The organism is Gordonia sp. DT30, assembly GCF_049844915.1.
Lineage (GTDB): Bacteria > Actinomycetota > Actinomycetes > Mycobacteriales > Mycobacteriaceae > Gordonia.
In genome coordinates, this window is the sequence record NZ_JBNCLY010000001.1 from 231,131 (window position 1) to 257,819 (window position 26,689).

A 26,689-nucleotide genomic window follows, 5' to 3' on the forward strand; every position below is an offset into this window, starting at 1 on the left:
TCAGGCTATCCACGCCCGGCCCTGATCACTTCTCGATTCCTGACCGGTTTGGTGACCTGCTTGGCGATGCAGGCCGGGATGCCCGCGGTCTCGTCGGCGGATCGCGTGCGGTACTGCGACGGTGACATCCCGACGAGTTCGGTGAAGCGGGTGCTGAAGGTCCCCAGCGACGAGCAGCCCACCGCGAAACACACGTCGGTGACCGACATGTCGCCTCGACGCAGCAAGGTCATCGCGCGTTCGATCCGCCGCGTCATCAGATACGAGTAGGGCGATTCGCCATAGGCGCGCTTGAATTCGCGGCTGAGGTGACCGGCCGACATCGATGCGCCGCGAGCGAGCGCCTCCACATCGAGAGGTTGCGCGTGATCCCGGTCGATGCGGTCGCGTACCTGCCGGAGCCGCCGTAGATCGGTCCGCCGGCGTTCGCGGTCTGTCGTCGCGGTCACGGGTTGGATCCTCGCACATCTGTGGGTACCGATCGCGTTCTCAGATAGACGTCGACGTCGAAACGTAGCACCATCGCATCCGCCTGGTTCACGAGTTCGGTCGTGTACGTCACCAGCCCGCGGTCTCGCGTGCCGAGTACGACGGCGTCGATGTGCAACGTCCCGGCCAGGGTGTCGTCGGACCGGACCGGTGCGCGGAACTCCACCTCGCGCAGCCGCCGGCCGGCAATGACGCTCCACGAGTGCAGAAGCGAGGTGACCGAGAGTTGCTGTGCGATCGCCAGACTGTGGATACCGCTGGCGATCAGACCACCGAAGGCCCCCGCTTCGGCCGCCTCCCGATCGACGTGGAACGACTGCGGATCCCACTGCGAGGCGAAGTCGAGGAGTTCGTCCTCCGACACCGTATGGTCGCCGAGATCGTAGCGCTGCCCGGCATGAAGGTCCTCGGCGTAGACGGTCGGATCGGTCATCTCGTATTGCTCCTCGGGTCGGCTCACGGATGTGGCGCGCGTGCGCCGGAACTCGTGGCGAGACGGTGTAACGGCGCCGAACTCTTCGACGATCTCATCCATGACTCCGACCGAGAGTGCCAGACCCCCGACCCGGCACCCTCGGTCGGAGTTTCTCGTGGGCACTCGAGTGTCGGCGAAAATCGGTATCGGCGAACATCAGCGGCGGCGTCCCCTGATCCGACCGGGCTCGTCCACCGGCCGCAGCGCCCACGCCGGTACCCAATGGGTCACCGACTCCTGCCGATCGCGCGCGCTGAGTGTGTAGGTCACCTTGCCGTACCACTCGCCCCACTCCGATAGCCCCCACTCGGTGAGTACTCCGGTGGCCACCTTCCGGACCTGCAGCCCATCGGGGTGATACGTGCCGTTGTGGTGCGGAGTCTGCGGATACAGGGCATTCAGGTCGATGCGCACCGCGCGGTGCCCGACCCGAACGAAGGCCGGCCGGTGTGGTCGTCCGCTGTCGCCGCCGATCTGCGCCATACCCACGGCCCGATCATATGTTCGATCCCGGGATTTGCCCAACCCGGATGATCGGCCACCGGGCCGGCAATCGGGAAACGCCCAGTGCACATACGTACACTGACTGCCATGGGAGAGATCCGTTCAGCGGGTGAGGCCGGTGAGGTGCGCGCGCTTGCCCGGCTGGGTTTGCGCGAGCTGGCCAAGGCGACGGTCGGCATCGCGCGGGTGCACCGGACGACATCAGTGGCGGTATTCGGACCGCTGCAGGCGACGCTCGGCCGGCCGGTCACCCCGGTACGCGCCGTGCACGACACGGTCAGCGATGCCGTTTACACCTCGATCACCGGGATACTCGAGTCGGCATCGATCGTCGCCGACGCATTGCCTGAGAGCCGGCGTCCACCGACCACCACCGTTCGCGGCGCGAGGTTGATCGGTGTTCTGGACGGGCTGATAGGCGATGCGCTCGCTGCCGAGGATTCGCCGCTGGCACCGGATATGGCGGTGCGGGTCGACGGGACACCGATCCCGGTGACCACTGCGGGACTGGCCGCCGGCTTTCCTTCCGCCACCGGGCATCTCGTCGTCTTTCTCCACGGACTGATGGAGACCGAAAACGCATGGCGCCTCGGTGGGCGCCCAACCTACGGGACGCGGCTCGGCGAGGACATCGGTGCAACCGAGGTGCAGATCCGGTACAACAGCGGTCGTCACATCGCCGAGAACGGGGACGCCCTGACCCACCTGCTGCGCGGACTCGTCCTGCTGTGGCCGGTGCCGGTAACGCGGATCTCGCTGGTCGGCCACTCGATGGGCGGGCTGGTCGTCCGGGCCGCGTGTCACCGCGGTGCAACCGATCACGAACCGTGGGTTCCGCTGGTGACCGAGACAGTCAGTCTCGGGTGCCCCCATTTCGGCGCACCGCTGGCCCGCGGAGTGCATGCCGCGACGTCGGCACTCCGGGCACTCACGGTCACCCGACCGTTTGGCGATCTACTGCGCAGGCGCAGCGCCGGCGTGCGCGATCTGTTTCACGGCAACATCCTCGCCGATGATGGACCGGACGACGACCCTGACGGGTGGTGGCGCGCTCCCGGGGCCGACGTCCCGTTGCTGCGGGGCGCCCGGCACCTGTTCGCGACCGCGTCGATCTTCGAGGATCCGCGCCACCCCGTGGGACGCCTGATCGGCGACGGGCTGGTCCTGACGCCCAGTGGCCGCGGGTTCCACCGATCGCGGCGCATCGGATTCCACGAGGAGGATGGCGTGCATCTGGGGCGCGCCCACCATTTCACGCTCCTCAACAACGAGAACCTCTACCACTGGCTACGTCACGGTTTGCGACCGTTACGGGCGCTCACCGCCGGCGCCTAGATCGACGCGGACCGTGACCCGGCCCTTCTCGTCGCGGTGTGCGATGGCATGACCCTGCTGAGTTGCTCCGCCGAGTGTCAGCGACAACGGCCCACCATCTCCGGTGAAATTGCGCCACCACTTCTTCTCGTCGGGCAACGCAACCCCGATGACGACGGTCTCACTCCCGGCTTCACGGCGATAACCCACCGGCAGGCGGAAGGTCGAACCCGAGCGGCGTCCGGTATAGGTCACCACCGTCATCGAGCGGCCGAGAGCCGGACCGATCACCGGAACTGTCAACAGCGGAAGCACGGCCTTGTTGGCGGCGCCGGCGATCTGGGCGAAAAGACTCATTCTCGGGATCCATCCGTTCTGTGGTGATCGATGCGGGGTGTACTCGTGGCGATGATGATGGTTCGGGTGGCCAGCGCATCGTCATCGACGGTGGCGACCCGGGTTCCCGGTTTGCGGCCGGTCCGGATGTCGGAGACCTGCACGCCACCCTCCCGCAGGCGGCGGTGGGTGGTGTCGATGTCGTTGCTGCGCCAGGCTATTCCCCAGAGAGCGATCGGCGCGTCGTCGGGAGCATGGTCGGGGACGACGACCTCGATGACGAGATCGCCACGCCGGAAGAACAACTGACGCAGCCCGTCGACCACCCGACGATCGAGACGGAAGTCGAGTCCCAGGGTGGCCCCGAACAGGGCCACTGCCCGATCGCGATCCGGGCTCTGGAACACCAGATGGTCCACCCCGGAGATGTCGGGGGCGACACCGGTCGCGGCCGCGGAGCCGCTCGGGACCCGGGTGGCCGACAGCACGCCGAATGGAAGATCCTCGACGTGCGACTCGGCATCCGGGTCGGCTGAGGTCGCCGGACTCGACAGATCGAGTCCGCGCCGGCGCAGCACCCGGGTGTGCTCTTCGATGTCGGTGACCCCGAAGAGTACGCGGTGACCACCGGACTGCTGGGGCTGCAGCCGGATTCGCGTCGCGAACACGTCGACGTCGGCGCTCGGCTCGCTGCGCCCCAGCAACCGGGCGTAGGCCTTCGCCGAGTCCTCGACGTCGGCGGTGACCAGATCGAGCACCGCGACCAGGTGATGGGCTGCCGCGGGCGCCGTGCTGGGCTGTTCGGCCTCGGTCGGGTCGCTCATCATCAGGTGCTACTCCTCATCGCTTGTGCCGAGGGCGCCGGCCGTTCGGCCGGGGCGGTTCGTCACGCGGCGGACTGCTGGTGATGTGCCACCATCCGCATTCGCATCTGTAACACCGTAGCGTCGGCGACCGCCGCCCGGCCTGCCGAATGCGTCCGATCCCTGCCCCGGCCGCAGCTTGCGAAGCGAACGCATCCTTGTACGGCGTCGGGCAGCCACGCGGAGGAGGCACGCGCCGGTGGCGTTGCCGCGGAGTCAGATCGGTGCGCGCCTCGATCCGCCGGTAGAACTCCTCGAGGTCGTCATCGGAGAATGGGGCCATCAGGTGTCGGGGATCTGTTGCACTGCTCCAACCGGCGACGGATTCTGGATTGTCGGCGGTGGCCGCGTGTCGATCAGATGCCAGCTCTCAGCGGGCCATCCACAACCGACGACGAATGACCTCGCGCATCCTGCGCAGCTCGGCATTGGTCATGCCCCTCGGCGGTGCCGCGCTGACGATCTGGTTGAGCTCGGCGAAGAAGTCGCGGTCGGACAACCCGAACTGCTCGTTGATCTCCCGCGACGAACCGCCGCCGAGCGAGTACCAGCTCGACTCGAAATCGATCATCTGTTGCTGCTTGTTGTTGATCAGTGTCATGGTTGTGCCCCAACATAAAGGTGTCCCAGTGCGCACGTAGCCCACTCGGTCGTGGCTTGGCCGGGTGCGAAGCAGATGCGCTGTTGTCGTCCTTTGTACACCGCGATGGTGGCCGATGGCAGTCATTTCGGCAGCGGTGAGGTTAATGTCGGAACGCGGCACACATTGTGGCCGAAACCTGCTGTTGCGCCGGGTATCTCAGGCGTCGTATCGGGGGATCACCGCGTACACCGTCAGTTCGCGCGGAACTCCCTTGGCCTTGAACCGGCGGCGTCGGCGGCGGGCGTATCGCTCCGGATCGACAGCGTCGAGGGTTGCGTCGCTGATCAGTAACTCCCCCGCGCCCGCGGCGCCTGCGACCCGCGCGGCGATGTTGACGTCCACGCCGAGGAAGTCATCACCGACCGCACGCGGCGTCCCGGTGTGCAGGCCGGCCCGCAACTGGGGTCGATAGCCGTCGATCGTGAGTGCACTGACCGCGCCGATCGCCTCGTACGCCGCCACGATCGCCTCATCCGGATCGATAAAGGTCGCCATCACGCCGTCGCCGAGATTCTTGACGACCCGGCCACCACGGCGCCGGACCACCTGCTCGGTGGCCGCGTTGACCTCGCGCAGCAGACGCAGCACCTGATCATCACCGGCAGCGAGGGCCCAGGTGGAAAACCCGACGAGATCGGTGAACACGATGGTGACCGCGACCGGCGTGCCGGTGCGCTGCCTACGGCGGATCACCGACTGCCACGCTTGCACCCCCGCCAGGCCCAGCTCGCGGGTGGCGCTCGGCTTCCCCGGGCCGGCGTCGGCGATCAGCCGGGCCAGCCGATCCGACGGTCGAGAGTGGGAGATGGCCGCCGGCGCATCCGGCAGTAGACTCCGGACCGCGCGGATGGCGCGGATCCCGGTGGTGCTGGAATCGGCGCGGGCGAGCAGTTCGGCTGCGCGCCGTGCCGGTGGGGTCGGGGCCGGTGGGGTCGGGGCCGGTGGGGTCGGCTCGGGTGCCGCGGGCGGGGTCGGCCTCGGATCAGGGGAGGAATCCGGCCGGGCGGCATCGCCGTCGTTCATCGCAGCCGCTCCGCATCCCGCGCCAGCGACAGCAGGTCGTCGACGAGGCCGGCGAGGGTGATGCGATCGGCATCCTCGCCGACCGCGGTCTCGAGGTCTTCCGCGGCGCAGCGCAGCGCGAACATCCGATCGCCGAAGTCGGCGACGTCACCGGCGGACAGGATCACCGCGTCGTCGGGAATAGATGCCCCCGCCACGAGCGCTCTCTGTTCGTACGCACGTTGTCGGCAGGAACGCTTGCAGTACTTCCGGCGGCGGCCCATCTCGGAGTCGGCCATCGCAGATCCGCACCATGCGCAGGCATAGGTTCGCCGCCGGGGCGGGTCGCATCCACGGCACAGACCGTACCGCGTGCGGCGGCCATCCGGACGCAACGCACCGGGCCGGCCGGACCGAGCGGGAAGCCCGGGTGGAGAGAGTAGAGTGGTTCTGTTCAGCAGCTGGTTTGGTCAGCGATGCAAGCCGAGAGGAAAGCAGTAGCAAATGGCAGATCGAGTACTTCGGGGTAGCCGCCTCGGTGCGGTGAGCTACGAAACCGATCGTGATCACGATCTCGCGCCGCGGCGCATCGTCCAATACCGCACCGACAACGGTGAGATCTTCGATGTCCCCTTCGCCGACGACGCCGAGGTGCCGTCGAAGTGGCCGTGCAAAAACGGCATGGAGGGCACAATCCTCGAGGGCGCCGAGCCCGAGGAGAAGAAGGTCAAGCCGCCGCGCACCCACTGGGACATGCTTCTCGAGCGGCGTAGTGAGGAGGAACTCGAGGTCCTGCTCAACGAGCGCCTCGACCTCCTCAAGCAGCGTCGGCGTGGCGTGACGAACTGATCGGATACCGATCGATTCCTTGAACGAGGGCAACAGAAGGGCCGGTGGAGCGCAGTGCTCCACCGGCCCTTCTGTCGTATCCCCATTCGTCGGGCGCGCTCGGCGATGGAGCGGGCGCCGTCGGCGGTGTGCTCAGCGCCGCAGGCCGAGCTGGGTGAGCCGGCTCTGTACACCCCAGCGGAGCACCTTGACGAACGCCTCCGACATCACCCCGCCGCTCATCTTCGACTGCCCGATCTCACGTTCGGTGAAGGTGATCGGAACTTCGCGGACGTCGAATCCGGCCTGTACCGAACGCCAGGCGAGATCGATCTGGAAGCAGTAACCCGCCGATTCGACGGTGTCGAGGCTGATCTTCTCCAGGACCGCGCGCCGGTACGCGCGGTATCCGGCGGTGATGTCGTTGATTCCGGCGCCCAGGGCCAGTCGGGCGTAGGTGTTGGCGCCACGAGACAGGATCTCGCGTCGTCGCGGCCAATTCACCAGTTTGCCGCCCCGCACGTAACGCGATCCGATGACGAGGTCGGCGCCGTCGTTGATCGCGCGGAGGAGCGTGGGCAGTTGCTCGGGAGCGTGGCTGCCGTCGGCATCCATCTCGATGATGACCTCGTAGTCGCGGGCCAGCCCCCACGCGAATCCGGCAAGGTATGCCTTGCCCAGGCCGTCCTTCTCCACCCGGTGCAGCACGTGGATCCGATTCGCGTCGTCGGCGGCGGCGAGGTCGTCGGCGACCTCACCGGTGCCGTCGGGGCTGGAGTCGTCGACGACGAGCACGTGAATGCCACTCAGCGTCGACTGCAGGCGTCCGACGATCGTCGGCAGGTTCTCCCGCTCGTTGTAGGTGGGGATGACGACCAACGCGTTCTCGCCGTCGGGCCCGACGACGGCGGTTCTGTCGACACCACCGGCGGGCGATCGGTCACTGTTCGTCACCGGTGAACTCCTCCGACTTGTCCGGGGCGGCGCCGCCCTCCTGATGGGGCCGCACCGCCGTGAATCTCTGAGTGAACCTAGTACGCATGGCCACTGCGAACAAAAGCGCCACCAGTGCGAGGACCATGGCGACACGCTCGGGCCATGCTCCCAGACGGGCCGCGATCGTGATGTGGGAACTGAGCGGAAGGCGATCGGCGAGGATCGCCGGGGTGAAGATGTCCGATTCCGCCGACATCGAGCCGTCGGGTTCGATCAGCGCGCTGACGCCGCTCGTGGCGGCGACGATGACGGCCCGGCCGAATTCGACGGCACGGAACTGTGACATCGCCAACTGCTGGTAGGTCATGGAGGTGCGTCCGAAGGTGGCGTTGTTGGTGGGCACATAGAGGATCTGCGCGCCCTGGTCGACTGCGGCGCGCGCCGCCCGGTCGAATGCGATCTCCCAGCAGGTTGCGACGCCGACGACGACATCGCCCGACCGGCCGGGCACGGTGAGCACCGAGGGGCCCTGCCCGGGCTGTAGATCGCCGGCCATGTCGGCATAAGAGGAGAACATGCGAAAGAACGGCCGCCACGGCAGGTACTCGCCGAACGGCTGGATGATGTGCTTGTCGTAGCGGCCGATCGGGCCCTTGCGCCCGTCCCAGACGAGAACGGTGTTGGTGGGCCGGCCGTCGGCTCCGAACACCAGTGTGCCGACGAGAATCGGCGCACCGACTGCTACCGAGGCCGCGGTGATCTCCTCGGCGGCATCGGGATTGGCCAACGGGTCGATATCGGAGGCGTTCTCCGGCCACGCGACGAACGCCGGCTGCTCGGCCCGCCCGGCCCGGATCTCCTCGGCGAGCCGCATCGTCTCACGAACATGGTTGTCGAGGACGGCGCGCCGCTGTGCGTTGAACTCGAGGCCCAGCCGCGGCACGTTGCCCTGGATCGCGGCGACCCGGGTCGAGGAGGTCGCCACGTTGCGGTCGATGGTGTCGGGCATCAATGCGATGGCCGAGACGGGGGCGAGCAGAGCGAGCACGATCGCAAGTGCCGCGTGCCGGACGAGTACCCGTGATCGGTGATCCGACACGTGATCGCGACGGATGACGAGCTGTATCAGCCAGACCACCGCGGCAGCGGACAAGGCGACCGCGCCGGAGACACCCGGCGCGCCCAGTGCGGACGCCAGCGGCAGCAGAGGGCCCTCGACCTGACTGAATGCCACTCGGCCCCAAGGGAACCCGCCGAACGGGAAGGCCGAACGCACACCCTCGACAAGGACCCATGACAGTGCGAACCAGACCGGCGGTATCGGTAGCCGCATCGTCAGGGTCGCGCAGAGACCGAACAACGCCAGATACACCGCGAGTACGGCGGCCAGCGCCAGCCATGGCAGGGGCCCGACGTAGACCCCGATCCACGGCAGCAGCGGGATGAAGAAGCCGAGACCGAAAACGAAGCCGATCCAGGCGCCGGTGCGGGCCCGGAGCTGCCCTGCACTCAACAGCGCATACAGCACGGCAAGCGCGAGGACGGCCATGAACCACCAATTGTGTGGCGGGAACGCCGAATCCATCGCGAGCCCGGCGAGCGCGGCGAGGACCGTGCGAACGGCCCAGTCGATCCGTCGCCGCGCGACCGGTGATCCCTGCGCCCACCGCCGTACCGCGCGCCCGGACGCGCCGGCACGTGCGAACACCGCATGTGGGTCGGCCGAGGGTCGCGGCGCGGCCGACTCGTGCCCTTCGGGCGGCGGCTGATCGCGCGCGATCTGCTCGGGCGGGGGCGTCACCAGGCGTCTCCGGTATAGATGGCGGTTCCCGCACGCACGGTCCGCACGCACCGCGGCAGGCGCGCACTCGCCGACACATCGGGCAGCGCGGGTACCCGCGACCGCGGATCGGTGGACCAGCGTTGCACTCCCGCGTGGGAGCCGGCGACGACGAGCTCGTCGACCTCCCACACCGCGTAGTCGGCGTCGGCTCCCGGTTCGAGGGTGCCTGCGAGCCCGTCTCGGATGCCGCCGGCCCGCCAGGCCCCGCGCGTGCACGCGCCGAATGCGGCGCGTGCGGAGATCCCCGACTCCGTCCGGTGTGGATGCACTGCAGCCCGGATGGTCGCCCACGGGTCGATCGCCGTCACCGGCGAGTCGGACGAAAATGACAGAGCCACACCGGCTTTGGCGATCATTGCGAAATCGTTGAGGTCGGCGGCGCGGACGTCGCCGAGCCGCTGGGCATACAACTGCCCCGCCCCTCCCCATTCCGCGTCGAACAGTGGTTGCATGCTCGCGATCACCCCGCAGCGCGCGAGGACTGCCGCATCGTCGGCGTCGGCCATCTCCAGATGTTCGAGTCGATGGGCGCACCGCGCCACCGCCGGGGTACCGAGTTCTTCGGCGACGGCGGCGAAGGCGGCCACGGCGGTTTTGGTGGCGGCATCACCGATCACGTGGAAGCCGGCCTGTATCCCGGCGAGCGTGCAGGCGCGGATGTGGGCGCCGATGGTGCCCGGATCGAGATGGACGATGCCGGTGGTGTGCGGGTCGTCGGCGTACGGGTCACGCAACCACGCGGTGTGCGAACCGAGGGCGCCGTCGACGAAGAGGTCTCCCGCGAGGCCGTCGGCGCGCGTGATCGAGAGCAGCTCGGCGGCGTGCTCGGCGCTGTCGGCGGCCTGTCCCCAGTAGCGCCGGACGGCCACCGGGTGATCGAGGTCGGCCAACGAGAGGAAGTCGTCGAGGCCGGCGATCTCGGGACCACTGTTCTCGTGTACCGCGACGACCCCCGCGGCCGCGGCGGCATCGAGGGCGCGGCGCTGCAGACGGAGCCGGGTATCGGCGCTGATCAGGCTGCGTGCGGCGGCTCGGACCAGGTGATGGGCCTGCGCGACCAGCGGTGCGTGCTGATCGAATCCGTCGGCGGCATCGAGATCGGGAACCAGCCGGCGCAGCGCGGTGGAGGCGACCGCCGAATGCTCGTCGGCGCGGGCGAGATACACCGGACGATGGCCCACCACCTCGTCGATCTCGGCGGTGGTCGGGAAACGGCGGTCCTCGGAGTCGACGCCGCCCCACGTCGAGTCATCCCAGCCGAGACCCCAGATCGGCTCGCCGTCGCCGGTGTGGCGCACGGCAGCGGCCAGACGGGCCAGACAGTCCGACCGGCTCGTCGCCGCATGGAGGGTGAGACCGTCGAGGGCGAGACCGGTCGAGGTCAGATGGACGTGCGAATCGACGAACGCAGGAGCCACGAACCGGTCGGCGAGGTCGATGATCTGGGCGTCGGGATGCAGGGCCCGACCGACCGCGTCGGAGCCGACCCACGTCACGACGCCGTCGGTGACGGCCAGCGCGGTCGCATCCGGAACGCTCGACGAGTAGACGAATCCACCCAGCAGGAGTTCGGTAGCCACGGTCGTTCAGTGTGCCCTGAGTCGGGTTCGGTGGTGTCAGAGGGTCTGGGCGGCCAGGATGCTGGGATGTCAGGGGGTTCGCGGGCCCCGCGGCAACTGCCGCCCGCTCATCGACGGTGAACTGCCGGCGACGTCGCCGTCATGATGAATGTCCCCGTCCACGACGGTTCCGTCGATGACGGTGCCGCGCCCGAACCCGGAGTTGGGAAACCGGCCCGTCGCACGCATTCCCATCTGGTCCATCGCGACGACCATCCGCCGGGCGCCGAAGGCGGTCACCGCCGGACGGACGAGCCGGCGGGTCGGCGGGGCGAGGAGCACGATCCCCAGCAGCGTGGAGACCACTCCGGGCACGACGAGCAGCATCGTGGAACCGGCCATGATCGCGGTGTCGGCGAGCGGTGCGCGGGCATCCACTTCGTTGCGGGAGGCGCGGCGCAGCTCGCCGAAGACCTTGGCGCCCTGCCAGCGCAGCAAGAGGAAGCCGACGACGGCGGCGGCGATCGTGATCAACACCGCCCACCCGAATCCGAGGGTCATCGTCATCGCCACGAACACGCCGATCTCGACGGCGAGGTACAGGAGCACATACGCGAGTCGCATGTTTCGACCTTTCGTTGCGGTCACCGGTCGCCGTACGCGGGTCACGTCGTCGCGGCCGAGAGCCGGAAACCGATGGTGTCTGCATGGTCCAACGAACGGGACACCGATTTTGCTCCGCACGCACGAACGCGCTGCAGTACGTGACTACTCGTCGCGACCTTCGATGTCGCCCTCGGTCTGCAGGTACACCGCCCGCAGGTCGTCGAGCAGTTGTGCAGGCGGTTCGTGCCACATGTCACGTTCGACGGCCTCGAGCAGCCGCTCGGCGATCCCGTGCAACGCCCACGGGTTCGACTCGGCCATGAATTTCTGGTTGTGCTCGTCGAGCACATAGGACTCGGTGAGTTTCTCGTACATCCAGTCGGCCACGACGTCGGTGGTGGCGTCATAGCCGAACAGGTAGTCCACGGTGGCGGCCATCTCGAAGGCGCCCTTGTACCCGTGGCGCTGCATCGCCGAAATCCAGCGCGGGTTCACCACTCGCGCGCGGAACACACGGCTGGTTTCCTCCGAGAGGGTTCGTGTCCGGACCGCGTCGGGACGGGTGGAGTCGCCGATGTAGGCCTCCGGTGACGTGCCGGTCAGCGCCCGCACGGTCGCGACCATGCCGCCGTGATATTGGAAGTAGTCGTCGGAGTCGGCGATGTCGTGTTCTCGGGTGTCGGTATTCTTCGCGGCGACCGCGATACGACGGTAGGCGCTGCGCATGTCGTCGACGGCGGCGACCCCGGAGAGGTCACGCCCGTAGGCGTAGCCGCCCCACTCGGTGTAGACGCGAGCGAGATCCTCGTCGGTGCGCCAATCCCGGGAGTCGATCAGTTGCAGCAGTCCGGCACCATAGGTCCCCGGCTTGGAGCCGAAGATCCGGGTGGTGGCGCGGCGGTGGTCGCCGTGTTCGGCAAGTGCGGCGCGGGCGTGCGCGGCCACGAAGTTCTGCTCGTCGGGTTCGTCGGCGCCCGCGGCGAGGGCGACGGCGTCGTCGAGCATGGTCACCACATGGGGGAAGGCGTCGCGGAAGAAGCCGGAGATGCGGACGGTGACGTCGATTCGGGGCCGGCCGAGCTCGGTGAGCCCGATCAGCTCCAGGGAGCTCACGCGTCGGGAGGCCTCGTCCCAGACCGGGGTGACCCCCAGCAATGCGAGCACCTCGGCGATGTCGTCACCGGAGGTGCGCATGGCGCTGGTGCCCCACACCGACAATCCGACCGACGCCGGATACTCGCCGTGGTCGGCGCGGTAGCGGTCCAGCAGCGAGTCGGCCATCGCACGGCCGGTCTCCCATGCGAGCCGCGACGGGACGGCCTTGGGGTCCACCGAGTAGAAGTTTCGTCCGGTCGGCAGCACGTTGATCAGTCCGCGCAGCGGCGATCCGCTCGGTCCGGCCGGGATGAACCCGCCATCGAGGGCATGCAGCACCCGGGGGATCTCACGCGTGGTCTGCCGCAGCCGCGGGACCACCTCGGCGGCGGCGAAACGCAGAATGTCGCCGACCGCGGCGGGGTGCCCTGCGGCAGCGGCACTCGCCGCGTGCTCCGACCAGTCATCCTCGGCGCACGCCTGGACGAGTCCACGCGCCACCTGTTCGATCTCGTCCACCTCGGTACGGGCCGCTTCCCCGCTGCCCTCGGTCAGGCCGAGAGCTTCACGCAGACCCGGCAGAGCCGCGCTGCCGCCCCACAACTGGCGTGCGCGCAGCATCGCAAGGACGAGGTCGACCTCGTGCTCGTCGGCGGGCGACTCACCCAGCACGTGCAGACCGTCGCGGATCTGTGCATCCTTGATCTCGCACAGCCAGCCGTCGACGTGCAGCAGCATGTCGTCGAAGATCTCTTCGTCGGGCCGCTCGGTCAGTCCGAGATCGTGATCCATCTTCGCCGCGGTGAGCAGCGTCCAGATCTGCTGACGGATCGCCGGGAGTTTGGCCGGATCCAGGGTGGAGATGTTGGCGTGCTCGTCGAGGAGCTGCTCGAGCCGGGCGATGTCGCCATAGGATTCGGCCCGGGCCATCGGCGGGATGAGGTGATCGACGAGGACCGCGTGTGCGCGTCGTTTGGCCTGTGTTCCCTCGCCTGGATCGTTGACCAGGAACGGGTACACCAGCGGCAGATCGCCCAGCGCGGCGTCGGTGCCGCAGTCGGCGGACATGCCAAGTGTCTTGCCCGGCAACCATTCCAGATTTCCGTGCTTGCCGATGTGGACCACCGCGTCGGCGCCGAAACCGGGCACGTCAGCGGCGCGGCCGGAACGCCCGGCGACCCAACGATAGGAGGCCAGATAGTGATGAGACGGCGGTAGGTCGGGGTCGTGATAGATCGCGACCGGATTCTCTCCGAACCCGCGCGGCGGCTGCACCATGATCGCAATATTTCCGAAAACCAATGCGGCGACGACGATATCGCCATCGGGGTTCGATGATCGGTCGACGAACAACTCGCCGGGCGGCGGACCCCAGTGCGCGGTGACCGACTCCCGCAGCGTTGCGGGCAGGGTGGCGAACCAGTGGGTGTAGTCGGCGGCAGACACGCGGATGGGGTTGGCCGCCAACGCTTCCTCGGTCAGCCAGTCCGCATCCTGGCCCCCGGCGGCGATGATGGCGTGGATCAGTGCATCCGAATCATCCTCGGCCAGGCCGGGAATGGCCTGTGGCCCGGACTCGGGGCCGATGTCGTATCCGGCATCACGCAGGGCGTGCAGCAGCCGCAGCAGGCTGCGTGGGGTATCGAGTCCGACGGCGTTGCCGATCCGCGCGTGTTTGGTGGGATACGCCGAGAGCATCAGCACGATCCGCCGGTCGGTGGCGGCGGTGTGCCGCAGCCGCGCGTGGGCGACGGCGATGCCGGCCACGCGCGCGCACCGTTCCGCGTCGGGCCGATAGGTGGGCAGACCGTTCTCGTCGAATTCCTTGAAGGAGAACGGGACCGTGATGATGCGGCCGTCGAATTCCGGAACGGCTACCTGGGTGGCCACGTCGAGCGGCGAGAGTCCGTCGTCGTTGGCCGTCCAGTCCGTCCGAGCGGACGTCAGGCACAATCCTTGCAGTATCGGAATGTCCAGGGCGGCAAGGCGTTCGATGTTCCACGCGTCGTCATCACCGCCGGCCGACGCGGTGGCCGGGGTGGCGCCGCCCGCGGCGAGCACGGTGACCACGAGGGCATCGGCGGTGCCGAGGAGCTCGATCAGGTCGTCCGGGGCGGTCCGCAGCGATGCGCAGAAGACCGCCACGGCACGCGCGCCGGCGGCCTCGATCGCATGGCACAGCGCGTCGACGTAGGCGGTGTTGCCTGCCAGATGTTGGGCCCGGTAGTAGAGCACCGCGATGGTCGGTCCCGTCCCGGCGGTGGCATGGGGACGGTCGAGAACGCCCCAGGCCGGCGTCTGAGCCGGCGGTTCGAATCCGAGACCGGTCAAGAGCAGGGTGTCGGAGAGGAAGTTGTGCAGGTTCTCCAGATTCACCACGCCGCCGGCGGCGAGGTAGTTGTGCGCCTGCTGCGCGACACCGGCGGGCACCGTCGAACATGCCATCAGGTCGGGGTCGGGTTGTTGTTCGCCGGAGAGCACCACCACCGGACGCCCGGCGGCGAGTACGGCCTCGAGTCCGTCCTCCCACGCGCGTCGGCCGCCCAGAATGCGCACAACGACGATGTCGGCGGCCCGCACGAGTTCGGGGACCTCGTCGATGAGCAGACGCGCGGGATTGGCGATGGTGTAGTCGCCGGACCCCGCATGCGCGGTGATGAGGTCGGTGTCGGAGGTCGACAGCAGCAAGATCATGGTGCACTCCTCACCGGGGTGACGCGCCCGGTCGTGGTGGTCGGGTACCCGGTGGCAGGTCTGGCTCCGGGACGCCGCCGCGGGGCGCTGTCCCATACAGTGGCGCGACCGCGCCGGATTCGCACCGGCTTCTGCGCAGTGGGGTGTGTGTGGAGCCTAGTTGTCACCGCCGGTGCAGCAGATTCCGGGGCCGACCCGAGCCGCGAGCCCGCCCCGCCTGCGCGGCTACGCTGGAGCCGTGAACGAGCCGGTGCAGCGACCAACACGGGACCGGTGTCCCGGTGTCGTCGACCCGCATCCGGCCGCCGACGGCGCACTGGCCCGGATCCGGTTGCTCGGGGGTGCGCTCACCCCGGCGCAGATGCAGACGTTGGCGCAGGTGAGCGCCGAGTTCGGAGACGGATTCCTGGAACTGACCGCGCGCGCCAACATTCAGGTCCGCGGTATCGCCGACGTCGACGCGGTGGCCGAGCGCCTCACCGCAGCCGGACTCCTGCCCGGTGGCGACCGCGAGAAGATCCGCAACATCGACGTGAGTTCGCTGACCGGCCGCATCAGCGGTCACATCGACGTCCGCGACCTCGCCGAGGCGCTGGACGCGGCGCTGCGCACCGACCACGGCCTTACCGGTTTGTCGGGCCGATTCCTGTTCGGGGTGGACGACGGACGCGGCGACGTGGTGGCCCGGCGGCCCGACGTGTGCGCCGTCGTGCGTCCGGGCGCACACCTCGGCACGCTGTCGCCGGCCGACATCCTGATCGACGGCACTCCGGCCGGATCGGTGGCCGATCGGTCCGACGCGCCGTCGGCGATGATCGACGTGGCGCGCGACATGGTGCGCATCGCTGCCGCCGCCGAATCCGGTTCGCGACGCCCGTGGCGGGTCCGCGATCTCGATGCCGGCGGCCGCAACGATCTGATCGGCTCGGCGCGCGCCCGGCTGGCGACATCTGCCGCGGCTCCCGATGCCGCCGAGACGGTTCGGGCGCCGAGTGCGCCCGTTGTCGGATGGTTCGAGCAGGACGACGGCCTCGTACTGCTGGGCGCCGTCGTCGAACTGGGTCGGCTGCCTGCGCGGCCGGCCGAGTTCCTCGCCGCGATCGGCGCACCCATCATCGTCACCCCGGACCGGGAGATCCTGATCTGCGACCTCACCGAGGGCGCCGCCGAAACGGTGGTCCGGGTGCTCGCCCCGATGGGAGTGATCTTCGATGCCGACTCGCCCTGGGTGAAGGTCAGCAGCTGTGCGGGTGCGCCCGGGTGCGTGAAGTCCCATGCCCCGGTACGGGCCGATGTGGCGCAGCGCGTCGACTCCGATGTGGCGGTCACCGAACGCGAGCACTGGGTGGGGTGTGCGCGCGGCTGCGGCTCCCCTGCGCAGAGCCATATGCGTGTCGAGGCCGGACCCGGCGGTTACCGCCGTCAGCGCATCGGCTGAGAAGCGAAGAGTCACGCGCCCACCACCCCCCGGCATCACCGACCGCGGCGCCGGGAGTGCTCACCGATAGTCTTGTCGCACCATGACGGAGTACGCACCATGACCGAATACCTGCGCGATGGCGCCGCGATCTACCGCCGGTCGTTCGCGATGATCCGCGACGAGGCCGACCTGTCGGCGTTCGCACCCGATGTTGCCGGCGTGGTCGTACGCATGATCCACGCCTGCGGGCAGACCGACCTGACGACCGATGTTGTCGCCACCGCAGGCGTGGTGCGCGCGGCGCGCGGCGCGCTCGAGAGCGGCGCACCCATCCTCTGCGATGCCACCATGGTCGCCAGTGGCATCACCCGCCGGCGGCTGCCTGCCGACAACCAGGTCATCTGCCGGCTCGCCGACCTGCGCGTGCCCGATCTGGCCAAGCGAATGAACACCACCAGAACCGCTGCGGCGCTTGAACTCTGGCGGCCCATGCTCGAGGGCGCGGTGGTCGCGATCGGCAATGCGCCGACCGCGCTGTTCGCCTTGTTGGAGATGATCGACGCCGGCGCACCACGGCCGGCGGCGGTCGTCGGCGCACCCGTGGGTTTCGTCGGTGCCGCCGAATCCTGTGCAGAACTCGCCGCCCGCGCCGACCTCGAATTCGTGACGGTGACCGGGCGCCGTGGTGGATCGGCCATCACCGCGGCCGCCGTCAACGCCCTGGCCACGCCCGAGGAATGAGGCTGCGCAGATGAGCGGAGAAGACCCGAAGGCGACGGTCACCGAGCACCGGCCGGGCACGTTGTGGGGCGTCGGACTCGGTCCCGGAGACAGCGAACTGGTGACGGTCAAGGCCGCGCGCGTGATCGGCTCGGCCGACGTGATCGCCTATCACTGTGCGCGGCACGGCCGCAGCATCGCGCGGTCGGTGGCGCAGCCGTACCTGCGTGCCGGGCAGGTCGAAGAACAGCTCATGTACCCGGTGACGACCGAGTCCACCGATCACCCGGGCGGATATCGCGGTGCACTCGAGGACTTCTACGCCCGAAGTGCCGAGGTTCTCGCCGGTCATCTTCGCGCCGGCCGCGACGTAGCACTTCTGGCCGAGGGTGATCCGCTGTTCTTCAGCTCCTACATGCACATGCACAAGCGGCTGGCCGACGAGTTCCCCACCGAGATCATCCCCGGCGTGACCTCGGTGAGCGCGGCGTCGTCGGCGATCGAGATCCCCCTGGTCGAGGGCGAAGAAGCCCTCACGGTGGTGCCGGGCACCTTGCCCGTTCCCCGGATGCGCGAACTGTTCTCGCACGCCGACGCGGTGGCCGTACTCAAACTCGGCCGCACCTTCTCGCGAGTGCGCGAGGCGCTCGAGCAGGCCGGACGCCTCGAGGAGGCCTGGTACGTCGAACGGGCGTCGACGTCGGTGCAGAAGGTCGCACCGGTCGGCGACGTCGATCCGGCGGAGGTGCCCTACTTCTCGATGATCGTCGTACCCGGGCGCACCAACAATCCCCGCTCGGCACCGGCACCGGCGACCCGCGGCGAGGTGGTCGTCGTCGGGCTCGGTCCGGGCGCCGACGACTGGACGACGCCGCAGGTGAGCCGTGAGCTGGCAGCCGCCACCGATCTCGTCGGGTACAAGACCTATCTGGCCCGGGTCGCCGCACGACCCGGTCAGCGCGTCCATGCCAGTGACAACCGCGTGGAGTCCGTGCGCGCCGAATTCGCTCTCGACCTGGCGGCGCGCGGAGCGCACGTCGCGGTGGTGTCCTCCGGCGATCCCGGCGTCTTCGCGATGGCGTCCGCGGTGGCCGAGGTGGCCGCCGAAGACCGATGGGCCCACGTTCCGGTGCGGGTGGTGCCGGGCATGACGGCGGCGAACGCTGTCGCGGCCGCAGTGGGTGCGCCGCTGGGGCACGACTTCGCGGTGATCTCGCTGTCGGATCGGCTAAAACCGTGGGACGTGATCACCGACCGGATCCGTCGGGCGCTGTCCGCGGACCTGGTGATCGCGGTTTACAACCCCGGCTCGCAAAGTCGCAGTTGGCAGGTCAGTGCCCTCAAAGACATTCTGGCCGAGGCGGTCTCGCCTGACCGGGTCCTGATTCTGGGACGAGATGTCGGTGGGCCCGAGCAATCGCTGACCGTCACCACTGTCGCCGAGTTCGATCCGGCGGTCGTCGACATGCGAACTCTGCTGGTCATCGGGTCGTCGGCCACCCGCGTCGTCACCCGTCCCGGCGGCGACCTGGTCTACACCCCGCGTAGCCACCCCGCCCGCTGAGGCGGGTGCCGACGGCGCGGGGTCAGCGGACCCGCTCACCGACCCACGCGGCGGCGGCACCGACATCGTCTACCGCGATGAGGCCGACCGGTTCGGTCGGCCGCTCGACGATGATCACCCGGATTCCCAGTTCGCGGGCCGCGTCGAGCTTGGGCCGGGTCAGCACTCCCCCGCTATTTTTGGTGACGAGTGTATCGATCCGATTGGCCTGCAGCAGTCGGTGTTCGGCCACGAGATCATAAGGCCCGCGGGATCGCAGGATCTCGTGACGCGCAGGCAGATCCCCGGTCGGTGGGTCGACGACGCGGATCAGGAACCAGGCCGAGGAGTTGCCGACGAACGCGTCCACGTCCTGGCGGCCGGTGGTGAGCAGGACGCGTCCACGGTGCCCGGCGACCGCGGTGGCCGCGCCTGCGATGTCGCGCACGGGGAGCCAGTCGTCGTCCGGGCGCGGGCTCCATGCCGGGCGACGCAGCCGCACCAAGGGCACCCCGGTGGCCGCGCACGCCGCGACCGCGTGCGCGGTGATGGTGGCCGCGAACGGGTGGGTGGCGTCGACGACGGCGCGGATCGTGTTGTCCGCCAACCACGAGGCGAGTCCGGCGACCCCGCCGAAACCCCCGATGCGTACCGGCCCCTCCGGCAACCGGGGGCGCGCGACGCGCCCGGCGAGCGAACTGATGACCGGCACGTCGGCGGTCCGTAGCGCCGACGCGAGGTCGCGGGCCTCGCCGGTACCACCGAGGATCAACACGGATCCGTCGACCGGCGGCGGTGGAGCGTTCACCGGGACCGGGACCCGTCTCCCGGACCGTCTGTGTGGGCGTGCCGGGAATCGGTGCGCAACTTGGTCATCCGGGCCTGCGAGTACAGGTAGCTGTCGAGGCGGGCGGGATGGTCGGCGGCGGCGAGAACACGGCCCACGAAGATCACCGCGGTGCGCCGGATCCCGGCGTCGGTGAGTGCCGTCGGCAGGTCGGCCAGGCGGCAACGAACGATCTGCTGATCGGAGCGCGAGGCGAAAGCTACTGTGGCGGTCGGGCAGTCGGCTCCGTAGTGCGGGACAAGAGTCGCGGCGATCTGCTCGGTCCGATGCGCGGCAAGATGCAGGGCCAGGGTCACGCCGGTGGCGGCCAGGGCGTCGAGCTCCTCCCCCGCCGGCATATCCGTCGACAGCGTCGACACCCGGGTGACGAGCAGGCTCTGACCGATTCCGGGCACGGTCAATTCGTTTTCCAACGCCGAGGCGGCGGCGGCGAACGCCGGGACCCCCGGTACCCACTGCACGTCGATCCCGGCTGCACGCACCGCAGTGACCTGCTCGGTGACCGCCGAATACAACGACAGATCGCCCGAGTGCAGACGCGCCACATCGTGACCGGCCCGGTCGGCGTCGACGATGTGGGAGATGATCTGCCCCAACGGCATCCGTGCCGTGTCGATGATCTCGGTGTCGGCCGGGCACAATTCCAGGATCTCGTCGGGCACCAGCGAACCGGCCACCAGACACGTCTGGCACCGGCCCAGGATTCGCACACCGCGCACGGTGATGAGGTCAGCGGCGCCGGGACCGGCACCGATCAGGTACAGCGTCATGATGCCCCCGATGGGATGGACCCCGATTCGGTGTCCGATGGTTTGGTGCCCGCCCACGTCACGATCGGCAGGGCCGGCCGCCAGGCCAGGTAACGGCCAAGGGGGGCGGCGGTGTCAACGGCCACCCGACGCAAGGTTCCGGCATGAGTGCGGTGCCAGTCGGCGAGCAGGCTCTGGCTCTCGATGGTGACGGCGTTGGCGACGAGACGCCCACCGGGACGCAGTGCCGCCCACGCGGCAGCCAACAGCGCCGCGTCGAGTCCGCCGCCGACGAACACTGCATCCGGAGTATCGGTCTCGGTGGCGGAATCGGAAAACGCGGCGGGTGCGGCGCCGCGGAGGCCGATCCGGCTCGACACGCCATGGCGCCGGGCGTTGGCGACGATCCGTGCGGACCGGGTCTGGTCCTGCTCGAAGGCCACCGCCCGGCCGCCGGGATCGGCGCGCAACCACTCGATCGCGACAGCGCCGGATCCGGATCCGATGTCCCACAGGGTCTGTCGGCCCGCCGGGGCCAACGCACACACGGTCAGCGCGCGGATCGTCGATTTGGTGATCTGGCCGTCATGGTCGAATCCGTCCTCGCCGCGACCGGGCAGGGCCGACCGGCGTGGCCCGATACAGTCGACGGCGATCACATTCAGCGGATCGACGCGCGCGCCGGGATCCCAGCTGCCCACGCGGGACGCGGTGACCTGTTGGCGCGGACCACCGAGTTGCGCGAGAACCGTGAACGTCGAATCGCCGAATCCGTGTGCCGCAAGCAGTTCCGCGACGCGAGCCGGTGTCGACGCGTCCCGGCTCAAGACGAGCACGCGGCGGCCGTCGGTGACCTCGGTGAGGATGATCTCGGGATCGGCGGTCACGGCACTGACGACGGCCACCTCGGCGAGATCCCAGCCGAGATGCGCACACGCGAGCGAGGCACTCGAGACCGCGGGGAACACCTCGACTCGCTCGGCTCCGACGGCCCGCACGACCGTGGCACCGAGACCGTGGAACATCGGGTCGCCGCTGGCGAGCAGATGAACCCGCGGGGAGGCCGGCACCGCACCCGGAGCGCCGGTGAGCACTGCGTCGAGATGCGCTGACATCGGTGACCGCCAGTCGATCGTGGTGGCCGGTAGCGCCGGCAGCAGATCCAGTTGCCGCTGCGACCCGAGGATCACTGCCGCCGAGCGCAATTCGGCCCGGACCCGCGGCGACAAACCGTCCCAGCCGTCGGCGCCGATACCGACCACGACGAAGCCTGGTGTTGCGGCACTCATCGTGGCAGCCGTCGCCAGATCGCCCGCGGAATCATCCGCATCCCGACGAACAGCGGACGCAACGCGGCCGGGACCCACACCTCGCCGCGCCCCTTGCGATAGGCCCGGGCGACCGCATCGGCCACCTCGTCGGCGGTCACCGACAACGGTGCCGGTTTGGTGCCCGCGGCCATCAGATCGGCGGTCATATTCCCGACCACAAAGCCCGGTCGGGCCAGCAGAAGCCGAACACCACTGCCGTGCAATGCATCCGCGAGCCCGCCGGCGAATCCGTCGAGACCGGCCTTGGTGGACCCGTACACATAGTTGGCGCGCCGGACGCGGATACCGGCCACCGAGGAGAACACGATGATCGTGCCGCTGCGTTGCTCGCGCAGTGCCGACGCCAGTGGCGTGAGGACGCTGATCTGCGCGAGATAGTCGGTGTGTGCGATCTGCAGGGCATGGCTCACATCGGATTCGGCGCGGACCTGATCGCCGAGAATTCCGAAGGCGACGATCGCTATCCCGACCGGCCCGTGTTCGTCCACGATCTGCTGGATGAGGCCCGGGTGGGAATCGGTGTCGTCGGCGTCGAAGGCCACCGCGGTGACGCTGCTCGCCCCGGCGGCCAGCAACGATTGCCGTTGGGCGTCGAGGTCGTCGGGTCGGCGCGCGGCCAAGACCACGGCACGACCAGTGCAGAGTCTCTCGGCCAGCGCCACCCCGATCTCGCTGCGACCGCCGAAGACGACCACCGACCCGGGATCGGACTGTGCTCGCTGCTGATCTGCCACGTCATGCAGTATTCCACCGGGCGCCGATGCCCCCGGCGGGAGCCTGGTGTCCCGGCGCACGGTGCGGGTGGCCGGATACGGATACGGAAACGGGCTCGCTACCGTGAACCCATGCCACGTACCGCTGTCGACCTGGGCTCCGCTGCCCTGACCTTTCTGGCCGAGCGCCACCTTGCCAGCATCGCCACCCTGCGCGCCGATGGCACCCCCCACGTCGCGGCGGTCGGCTTCACCTACGACCTGGAGAACAGCATCGCGCGGGTGATCACCTCCGACGGCAATCAGAAGGTCCGTAACGTCGAACGTGGTGGCTACGCGTCGCTCACCCATGTCGACGGCCCCCGATGGCTGACCGTGGAAGGCCCGGCGCGGGTGCGCCGGGAACCCGAACGGGTCGCCGACGCGGAAAATCGCTATGCCGCCCGCTACCGCCGACCCAAGCCGAACCCGCGACGCGTGGTGATCGAGGTCGAGGTCAGCCGGGTGATGGGGTCGACCACCCTGCTCGGCTGAACTCTCATCGACGTGTGGCGTCTAGAGCATGACGAGGTCGTGCGGGCGGGAGTTCAGCGGCTCGCACCCGTCGTCGGTGACGAGCACGATGTCCTCGATGCGGGCACCCCATTGACCCGGGAAGTACACACCCGGTTCGATGCTGAAGGCCATCCCCGGTCGCAGGGTGAGGTCGTTGCCGCCGACGATGTAGGGCTCCTCGTGCACCGACAAGCCGATCCCATGGCCGGTGCGGTGGATGAAGTTGTCACCGAATCCCTTGTCGCGCAGGAGGTCCCGGGCTTCTGCATCGATCGACTCGGCCCTCACGCCGGGCCGGACCGCACCCACCGCGCGCGCCTGCGCCTCCTGCAGGGCCGCGTAGGCCCCGGCGATCTCGGGGGGCGGCGGCGCGAAGCAGTAGGTGCGGGTGGAGTCGGAGTTGTATCCCGGCTCCACCGGGCCACCGATGTCGATGACGACGATGTCGCTGGGTGCGACGATCCGGTCGGAGAACTCGTGATGGGGATCGGCCCCGTTCGGACCGGAACCGACGATCACGAACTCCGCACCGGTGTGTCCCTCGGCGACGATCGCGGCGGCGATGTCGGCGGCGATGTCCTTCTCGGTTCGGCCGGGCCGGAGCCACTCGCCCATCCGGGCATGCACCCGGTCGATGGCCGCACCGGCACGACGTAAGGCGTCGATTTCGGCGCCGTCCTTGATCATACGTAGCTCGCGCAGCACGTCGGTCGCCAACCTCGGAGTGGCGCCGACGCGTTCGGCGATGGGCACCACGTGCAGCGCGGGCATCGCGTCGGAGACCGCGATGTGGGGGTGTGCGGGAAGGCCGGCCAGTGCGAGTGCATGCGCGTCCTGACCGTCGACCCAGTCGGCGACGTCGATGTCGAGGTCCGCAACGGCCGACTCCCGCAACGACGCCGTCTCCAGCCGGGCCACCACCAGCTTCGGTACGCCGGCGGCCGGAATCACCAATGCGGTCAGACGCTCGAAGGTCTCGGCGCGCGAACCGACCAGATAGCGCAGGTCGGGCCCGGGCGAGACGATGAGGGCGTCGAGGCCGGCGGCGCGGGTCAGTTGGGCCGCGCGGGACACTCTCGCGCGGTAGACATCCGAGTCGAATCGCGAAGCGCTGGTCATGCGGGCAGCCTACGCGGAGTCGATGGGGCGGGCGGCGCCGCATTCGTCGGGCGGCGGCCGCCCGGCGCGGCCGGGGTGATGGCATCGAGACCCGCGCAGATGACAGAGTTGAGTCCGTGACCGACATACACGCCGGGGATCGGCCGACCGGATCGCTGATGCTGCTCGACGGCGCGAGCCTCTGGTTCCGCTCGTTCTTCGCCCTTCCGGAGAAGATGACCGCGCCCGACGGACGACCGGTCAACGCCGTTCGCGGATTCCTCGACACCATCGCCAATCTGGTGACGGCGCACCGGCCGACACGCCTGGTCGTGTGTCTGGACCTCGACTGGCGACCGGCCTTCCGTACCGAGCTCATCCCGTCCTACAAGGCGCACCGGGTGGCGCAAACCGCCGATCCGGGCGCAGTGGACGTCGAGGAGGTTCCCGACACGCTGACGCCGCAGGTCGACATGATCCTCGCGGTGCTCGCCGCTGCCGGGCTGGCGACCTCCGGTGCCCCCGGTTGCGAGGCCGACGATGTCATCGGCACTCTTGCCTTCGCCGAGTCCGCCGACGACGTCATCGTGGTCAGCGGGGACCGCGACCTGCTGCAGGTGGTCGCCGATGATCCGGTGCGGGTCCGCGTCCTCTACGTCGGACGGGGTCTGGCGAAAGCCGAGATGATGGGGCCTGCCGAAGTCGCCGCGAAGTACGCGCTACCACCCCAACGGGCCGGCGCCGCCTATGCGGAGATGTCGATCCTGCGCGGCGATCCGTCCGACGGGCTGCCCGGTGTCAGTGGGATCGGCGAGAAGACCGCCGCGAAACTCATGAACGAATACGGTGACCTCGACGGACTCGAGGTGGCGGCCGCCGACGCATCCTCGGCATTGACCAAACGAAATCGCAAGGCGCTCAACGACTCTGTCGATTATCTGCGTGCGGCGCGAACGGTGGTCTTTGTGCGGACCGACGCCGAGACCATCGACAGCTCCGACGATGGCCGCCTACCCGATGCACCCGCTGACCAGGCGCGGTTGGCCGAACTCGTCACCGAACTCGGAATCGGCGCGTCGGTGGGCAGGCTGGCCAAGGCGCTGGGCTGGGACGCCATGAGCGTCGCGGCAAGCGGACCGAGCTGATGGTCAGCTCGTCGGCCTGGCGACCTGATATTTGCCGTCGTCGTCGAGGAAGGTGACCTTGACCTTCTGTTGCTGCCCGCCGACCGTCGCGGTGCATGTGAAGGAATTGCCCTTCTTCACCTTCTGACCTGAGGGACAGCTCACCTTGGAGACGTCACTGGCCTGGTACTGCTCGGTAAGGACCTGCTTCACGCCGTTCTGGGCGGCGGTCTGATCGAGTTCGTGCGGCCACCACCACAGCCAGCCGGTGACGACGATGACAACCGCAGCGATGATGAGCACGGCTCCGCCGGCGATCAACGCCTTCCACAGTCCCTTTTTCTGGGGTGGCTGTGCCATCCCGGCGAACTGATCCCCCGGTGCACCGTAGGGACCATATGGACCTGACTGGGCCGCCTGCCCGTATTGGCCCGGTTGTTGCCCGTATTGGCCCGGCTGCCCGTATTGGCCTGGTTGCTGACCGTACTGGCCGGGTTGACCGTACTGGCCACCACCACCAGGCTGGCTCTGGGCGCCCAGGGGTGCCGTCCCCGGCTGGCCGTATGCGCCAGGAGGCTGCTGACCGTATGCTCCGGCCGATGGTTGCTGACCGTAGGGAGCGCCCGGCTGCGCACTCGGCTGACCGTAGGGACTGCTGCCCTGCCCGGGCTGGCCGTACTGACCTGGTTGCGCGGGCGAACCCGCATACGGTGTGCCCGCCGGCTGACCATACTGGCCGGCCGACGGATCGGTGCCGTAACCCGGCTGGGGCTGACCGGGCTGGGGCTGACCGGGCTGGGATTGACCGGGCTGGGATTGACCGGGCTGGGATTGACCGCGCTGGGGCTGACTCGTCTGGGCCATCTGGGTGGGGTTGTACTGCGGATTCGAACCGGCGCCGGGCGGCGTGGCCGGAGTCCCGTACGACGGCGCCGGGGTCTGACCCGGAGATGGGGTTTGACCCGGGGCAGGCGGATAACCGAATCCGGGCGTCGGCGCCGCGGTCGTCGGCGGCGCCTGCGGCGGCTGGGGACCTTGTCCCGGGATTCCCACAACCTCGGTCTTTCCGTCAGTGCCCGCATCGCCCGGATTTGAGTTGTTCGGGTCCGGGTTGGTCGGCTCTGGGGTGTTCGGGGCGGGATTGCCCGGATACGGAGACGCGGGATTGTTGGGATCGTAGGGGTTGCTCATGTGTGGTCTCCCGCCTTCGCTGTGGCCGCCCGGCCAACCGTATCTGGCCTGCGCGCACCCGATCGCTGAACGTCTGATCTCAAGGCCGGTGAGTCCCCCCGCCGAGTGCACGGCCTCCGCGCTGAGGTCAGCGAGAAAGGTCGGGCACCGGCCCCGATGCGCAACGAACATTACCCCAGCCACGTCCCACAATCACTCACCGAAACCCTGG

General features: G+C 69.0%; 26 protein-coding genes. 7 read left to right on the top strand and 19 right to left on the bottom strand.

The window, feature by feature from the left end; genetic code table 11:
* Positions 1-5: 5 nt before the first annotated feature.
* From ACLQ3C_RS01110 to ACLQ3C_RS01120, 3 genes are all read right to left on the bottom strand, one after another.
* The gene (locus ACLQ3C_RS01110; RefSeq protein WP_425702643.1) at positions 6-449 is read right to left on the bottom strand and encodes a helix-turn-helix transcriptional regulator; all 444 of its coding nucleotides are present in this window, start codon (positions 447-449) and stop codon (positions 6-8) included.
* On the bottom strand, positions 446-922 hold the full coding sequence (locus tag ACLQ3C_RS01115) for a MaoC/PaaZ C-terminal domain-containing protein (RefSeq protein ID WP_425702644.1): 477 nt from the start codon (positions 920-922) through the stop codon (positions 446-448). The genes ACLQ3C_RS01110 and ACLQ3C_RS01115 overlap by 4 nt, the downstream gene beginning before the upstream one ends.
* 198 nt (positions 923-1,120) lie before the next feature.
* On the bottom strand, positions 1,121-1,447 hold the full coding sequence (locus ACLQ3C_RS01120; RefSeq protein ID WP_425702926.1) for a hypothetical protein: 327 nt from the start codon (positions 1,445-1,447) through the stop codon (positions 1,121-1,123).
* A 108-nt stretch (positions 1,448-1,555) separates the two neighbouring features.
* Here ACLQ3C_RS01120 and ACLQ3C_RS01125 point away from each other — a divergent pair, with 108 nt between their 5' ends.
* A complete protein-coding gene (locus ACLQ3C_RS01125) occupies positions 1,556-2,803 on the top strand; it encodes an esterase/lipase family protein (RefSeq protein WP_425702645.1) in 1,248 nt (415 codons plus the stop codon).
* On the opposite strand, the gene ACLQ3C_RS01130 is transcribed toward ACLQ3C_RS01125, so the two are convergent.
* The 5 genes from ACLQ3C_RS01130 to ACLQ3C_RS01150 all read right to left on the bottom strand — a co-directional run bounded on the left by ACLQ3C_RS01130 (position 2,777) and on the right by ACLQ3C_RS01150 (position 5,925).
* Complete coding sequence (locus tag ACLQ3C_RS01130; RefSeq protein WP_425702646.1) at positions 2,777-3,139, bottom strand: hypothetical protein; 363 nt, start codon at positions 3,137-3,139, stop codon at positions 2,777-2,779. The genes ACLQ3C_RS01125 and ACLQ3C_RS01130 overlap by 27 nt on opposite strands.
* Positions 3,136-3,942, bottom strand: coding sequence for a VOC family protein (locus tag ACLQ3C_RS01135; RefSeq protein ID WP_425702647.1), 807 nt, complete (start codon positions 3,940-3,942; stop codon positions 3,136-3,138). Before ACLQ3C_RS01135 ends, ACLQ3C_RS01130 begins: the two co-directional genes overlap by 4 nt.
* A gap of 409 nt (positions 3,943-4,351) precedes the next feature.
* Positions 4,352-4,573, bottom strand: coding sequence for a DUF3263 domain-containing protein (locus ACLQ3C_RS01140; RefSeq protein ID WP_425702927.1), 222 nt, complete (start codon positions 4,571-4,573; stop codon positions 4,352-4,354).
* Between the two features lie 207 nt (positions 4,574-4,780).
* Positions 4,781-5,647, bottom strand: coding sequence for an adenylate/guanylate cyclase domain-containing protein (locus ACLQ3C_RS01145; protein WP_425702649.1), 867 nt, complete (start codon positions 5,645-5,647; stop codon positions 4,781-4,783).
* Positions 5,644-5,925, bottom strand: coding sequence for a hypothetical protein (locus ACLQ3C_RS01150; protein WP_425702651.1), 282 nt, complete (start codon positions 5,923-5,925; stop codon positions 5,644-5,646). The genes ACLQ3C_RS01145 and ACLQ3C_RS01150 overlap by 4 nt, the downstream gene beginning before the upstream one ends.
* A gap of 205 nt (positions 5,926-6,130) precedes the next feature.
* Between ACLQ3C_RS01150 and ACLQ3C_RS01155 the strand changes: the two genes are divergently transcribed.
* Complete coding sequence (locus ACLQ3C_RS01155; protein ID WP_005173696.1) at positions 6,131-6,475, top strand: RNA polymerase-binding protein RbpA; 345 nt, start codon at positions 6,131-6,133, stop codon at positions 6,473-6,475.
* Positions 6,476-6,607: 132 nt separating this feature from the next.
* Here the strand turns inward: ACLQ3C_RS01155 and ACLQ3C_RS01160 are convergent, their stop codons facing one another.
* From ACLQ3C_RS01160 to cobN, 5 genes are all read right to left on the bottom strand, one after another.
* Positions 6,608-7,408: a polyprenol monophosphomannose synthase gene (locus ACLQ3C_RS01160; protein ID WP_425702652.1), complete on the bottom strand. Its 801-nt coding sequence runs from the start codon at positions 7,406-7,408 to the stop codon at positions 6,608-6,610.
* Entirely contained in the window at positions 7,395-8,975 is a 1,581-nt protein-coding gene (gene lnt, locus ACLQ3C_RS01165) for an apolipoprotein N-acyltransferase (RefSeq protein WP_425702929.1), read from the bottom strand. Before lnt ends, ACLQ3C_RS01160 begins: the two co-directional genes overlap by 14 nt.
* A gap of 212 nt (positions 8,976-9,187) precedes the next feature.
* The gene (locus tag ACLQ3C_RS01170; protein WP_425702654.1) at positions 9,188-10,813 is read right to left on the bottom strand and encodes an amidohydrolase; all 1,626 of its coding nucleotides are present in this window, start codon (positions 10,811-10,813) and stop codon (positions 9,188-9,190) included.
* 69 nt (positions 10,814-10,882) lie between these two features.
* On the bottom strand, positions 10,883-11,416 hold the full coding sequence (locus ACLQ3C_RS01175) for an FxsA family protein (RefSeq protein WP_425702656.1): 534 nt from the start codon (positions 11,414-11,416) through the stop codon (positions 10,883-10,885).
* Between the two features lie 144 nt (positions 11,417-11,560).
* Positions 11,561-15,187, bottom strand: a complete 3,627-nt coding sequence (gene cobN, locus ACLQ3C_RS01180; RefSeq protein ID WP_425702658.1) for a cobaltochelatase subunit CobN — start codon at positions 15,185-15,187, stop codon at positions 11,561-11,563.
* 238 nt (positions 15,188-15,425) lie between these two features.
* Here cobN and ACLQ3C_RS01185 point away from each other — a divergent pair, with 238 nt between their 5' ends.
* The 3 genes from ACLQ3C_RS01185 to cobJ all read left to right on the top strand — a co-directional run bounded on the left by ACLQ3C_RS01185 (position 15,426) and on the right by cobJ (position 18,891).
* Complete coding sequence (locus ACLQ3C_RS01185) at positions 15,426-16,625, top strand: precorrin-3B synthase (RefSeq protein WP_425702660.1); 1,200 nt, start codon at positions 15,426-15,428, stop codon at positions 16,623-16,625.
* A 99-nt stretch (positions 16,626-16,724) separates the two neighbouring features.
* Entirely contained in the window at positions 16,725-17,348 is a 624-nt protein-coding gene (locus ACLQ3C_RS01190; RefSeq protein ID WP_425702661.1) for a precorrin-8X methylmutase, read from the top strand.
* A 10-nt stretch (positions 17,349-17,358) separates the two neighbouring features.
* The gene (gene cobJ / locus ACLQ3C_RS01195; RefSeq protein ID WP_425702662.1) at positions 17,359-18,891 is read left to right on the top strand and encodes a precorrin-3B C(17)-methyltransferase; all 1,533 of its coding nucleotides are present in this window, start codon (positions 17,359-17,361) and stop codon (positions 18,889-18,891) included.
* Positions 18,892-18,913: 22 nt separating this feature from the next.
* Here the strand turns inward: cobJ and ACLQ3C_RS01200 are convergent, their stop codons facing one another.
* Genes ACLQ3C_RS01200 through ACLQ3C_RS01215 form a run of 4 tightly spaced genes read right to left on the bottom strand, consistent with a single transcriptional unit; the run spans position 18,914 to position 22,540 of the window.
* Positions 18,914-19,678, bottom strand: a complete 765-nt coding sequence (locus ACLQ3C_RS01200) for a cobalt-precorrin-6A reductase (RefSeq protein ID WP_425702664.1) — start codon at positions 19,676-19,678, stop codon at positions 18,914-18,916.
* Positions 19,675-20,487, bottom strand: coding sequence for a cobalt-precorrin-4/precorrin-4 C(11)-methyltransferase (locus tag ACLQ3C_RS01205; protein WP_425702665.1), 813 nt, complete (start codon positions 20,485-20,487; stop codon positions 19,675-19,677). Before ACLQ3C_RS01205 ends, ACLQ3C_RS01200 begins: the two co-directional genes overlap by 4 nt.
* A complete protein-coding gene (gene cbiE / locus ACLQ3C_RS01210; RefSeq protein ID WP_425702666.1) occupies positions 20,484-21,755 on the bottom strand; it encodes a precorrin-6y C5,15-methyltransferase (decarboxylating) subunit CbiE in 1,272 nt (423 codons plus the stop codon). Before cbiE ends, ACLQ3C_RS01205 begins: the two co-directional genes overlap by 4 nt.
* Positions 21,752-22,540 carry an SDR family NAD(P)-dependent oxidoreductase gene (locus ACLQ3C_RS01215; RefSeq protein ID WP_425702931.1) on the bottom strand — a complete coding sequence of 263 codons (789 nt, stop codon included), beginning with the start codon at positions 22,538-22,540 and terminating at the stop codon, positions 21,752-21,754. The genes cbiE and ACLQ3C_RS01215 overlap by 4 nt, the downstream gene beginning before the upstream one ends.
* A gap of 102 nt (positions 22,541-22,642) precedes the next feature.
* Between ACLQ3C_RS01215 and ACLQ3C_RS01220 the strand changes: the two genes are divergently transcribed.
* Positions 22,643-23,044, top strand: a complete 402-nt coding sequence (locus ACLQ3C_RS01220) for a PPOX class F420-dependent oxidoreductase (protein WP_425702667.1) — start codon at positions 22,643-22,645, stop codon at positions 23,042-23,044.
* Positions 23,045-23,065: 21 nt separating this feature from the next.
* Here ACLQ3C_RS01220 and ACLQ3C_RS01225 read toward each other — a convergent pair whose 3' ends face one another.
* Positions 23,066-24,184 (bottom strand): M24 family metallopeptidase, encoded by a 1,119-nt coding sequence (locus tag ACLQ3C_RS01225; protein ID WP_425702669.1) that lies wholly within the window; start codon positions 24,182-24,184, stop codon positions 23,066-23,068.
* 158 nt (positions 24,185-24,342) lie between these two features.
* On the opposite strand from ACLQ3C_RS01225, the gene ACLQ3C_RS01230 reads away from it, so the two are divergent.
* Positions 24,343-25,308 carry a 5'-3' exonuclease gene (locus ACLQ3C_RS01230; protein WP_425702932.1) on the top strand — a complete coding sequence of 322 codons (966 nt, stop codon included), beginning with the start codon at positions 24,343-24,345 and terminating at the stop codon, positions 25,306-25,308.
* A 3-nt stretch (positions 25,309-25,311) separates the two neighbouring features.
* On the opposite strand, the gene ACLQ3C_RS01235 is transcribed toward ACLQ3C_RS01230, so the two are convergent.
* Entirely contained in the window at positions 25,312-26,478 is a 1,167-nt protein-coding gene (locus tag ACLQ3C_RS01235; RefSeq protein WP_425702671.1) for a DUF4333 domain-containing protein, read from the bottom strand.
* Positions 26,479-26,689: the final 211 nt, after the last annotated feature.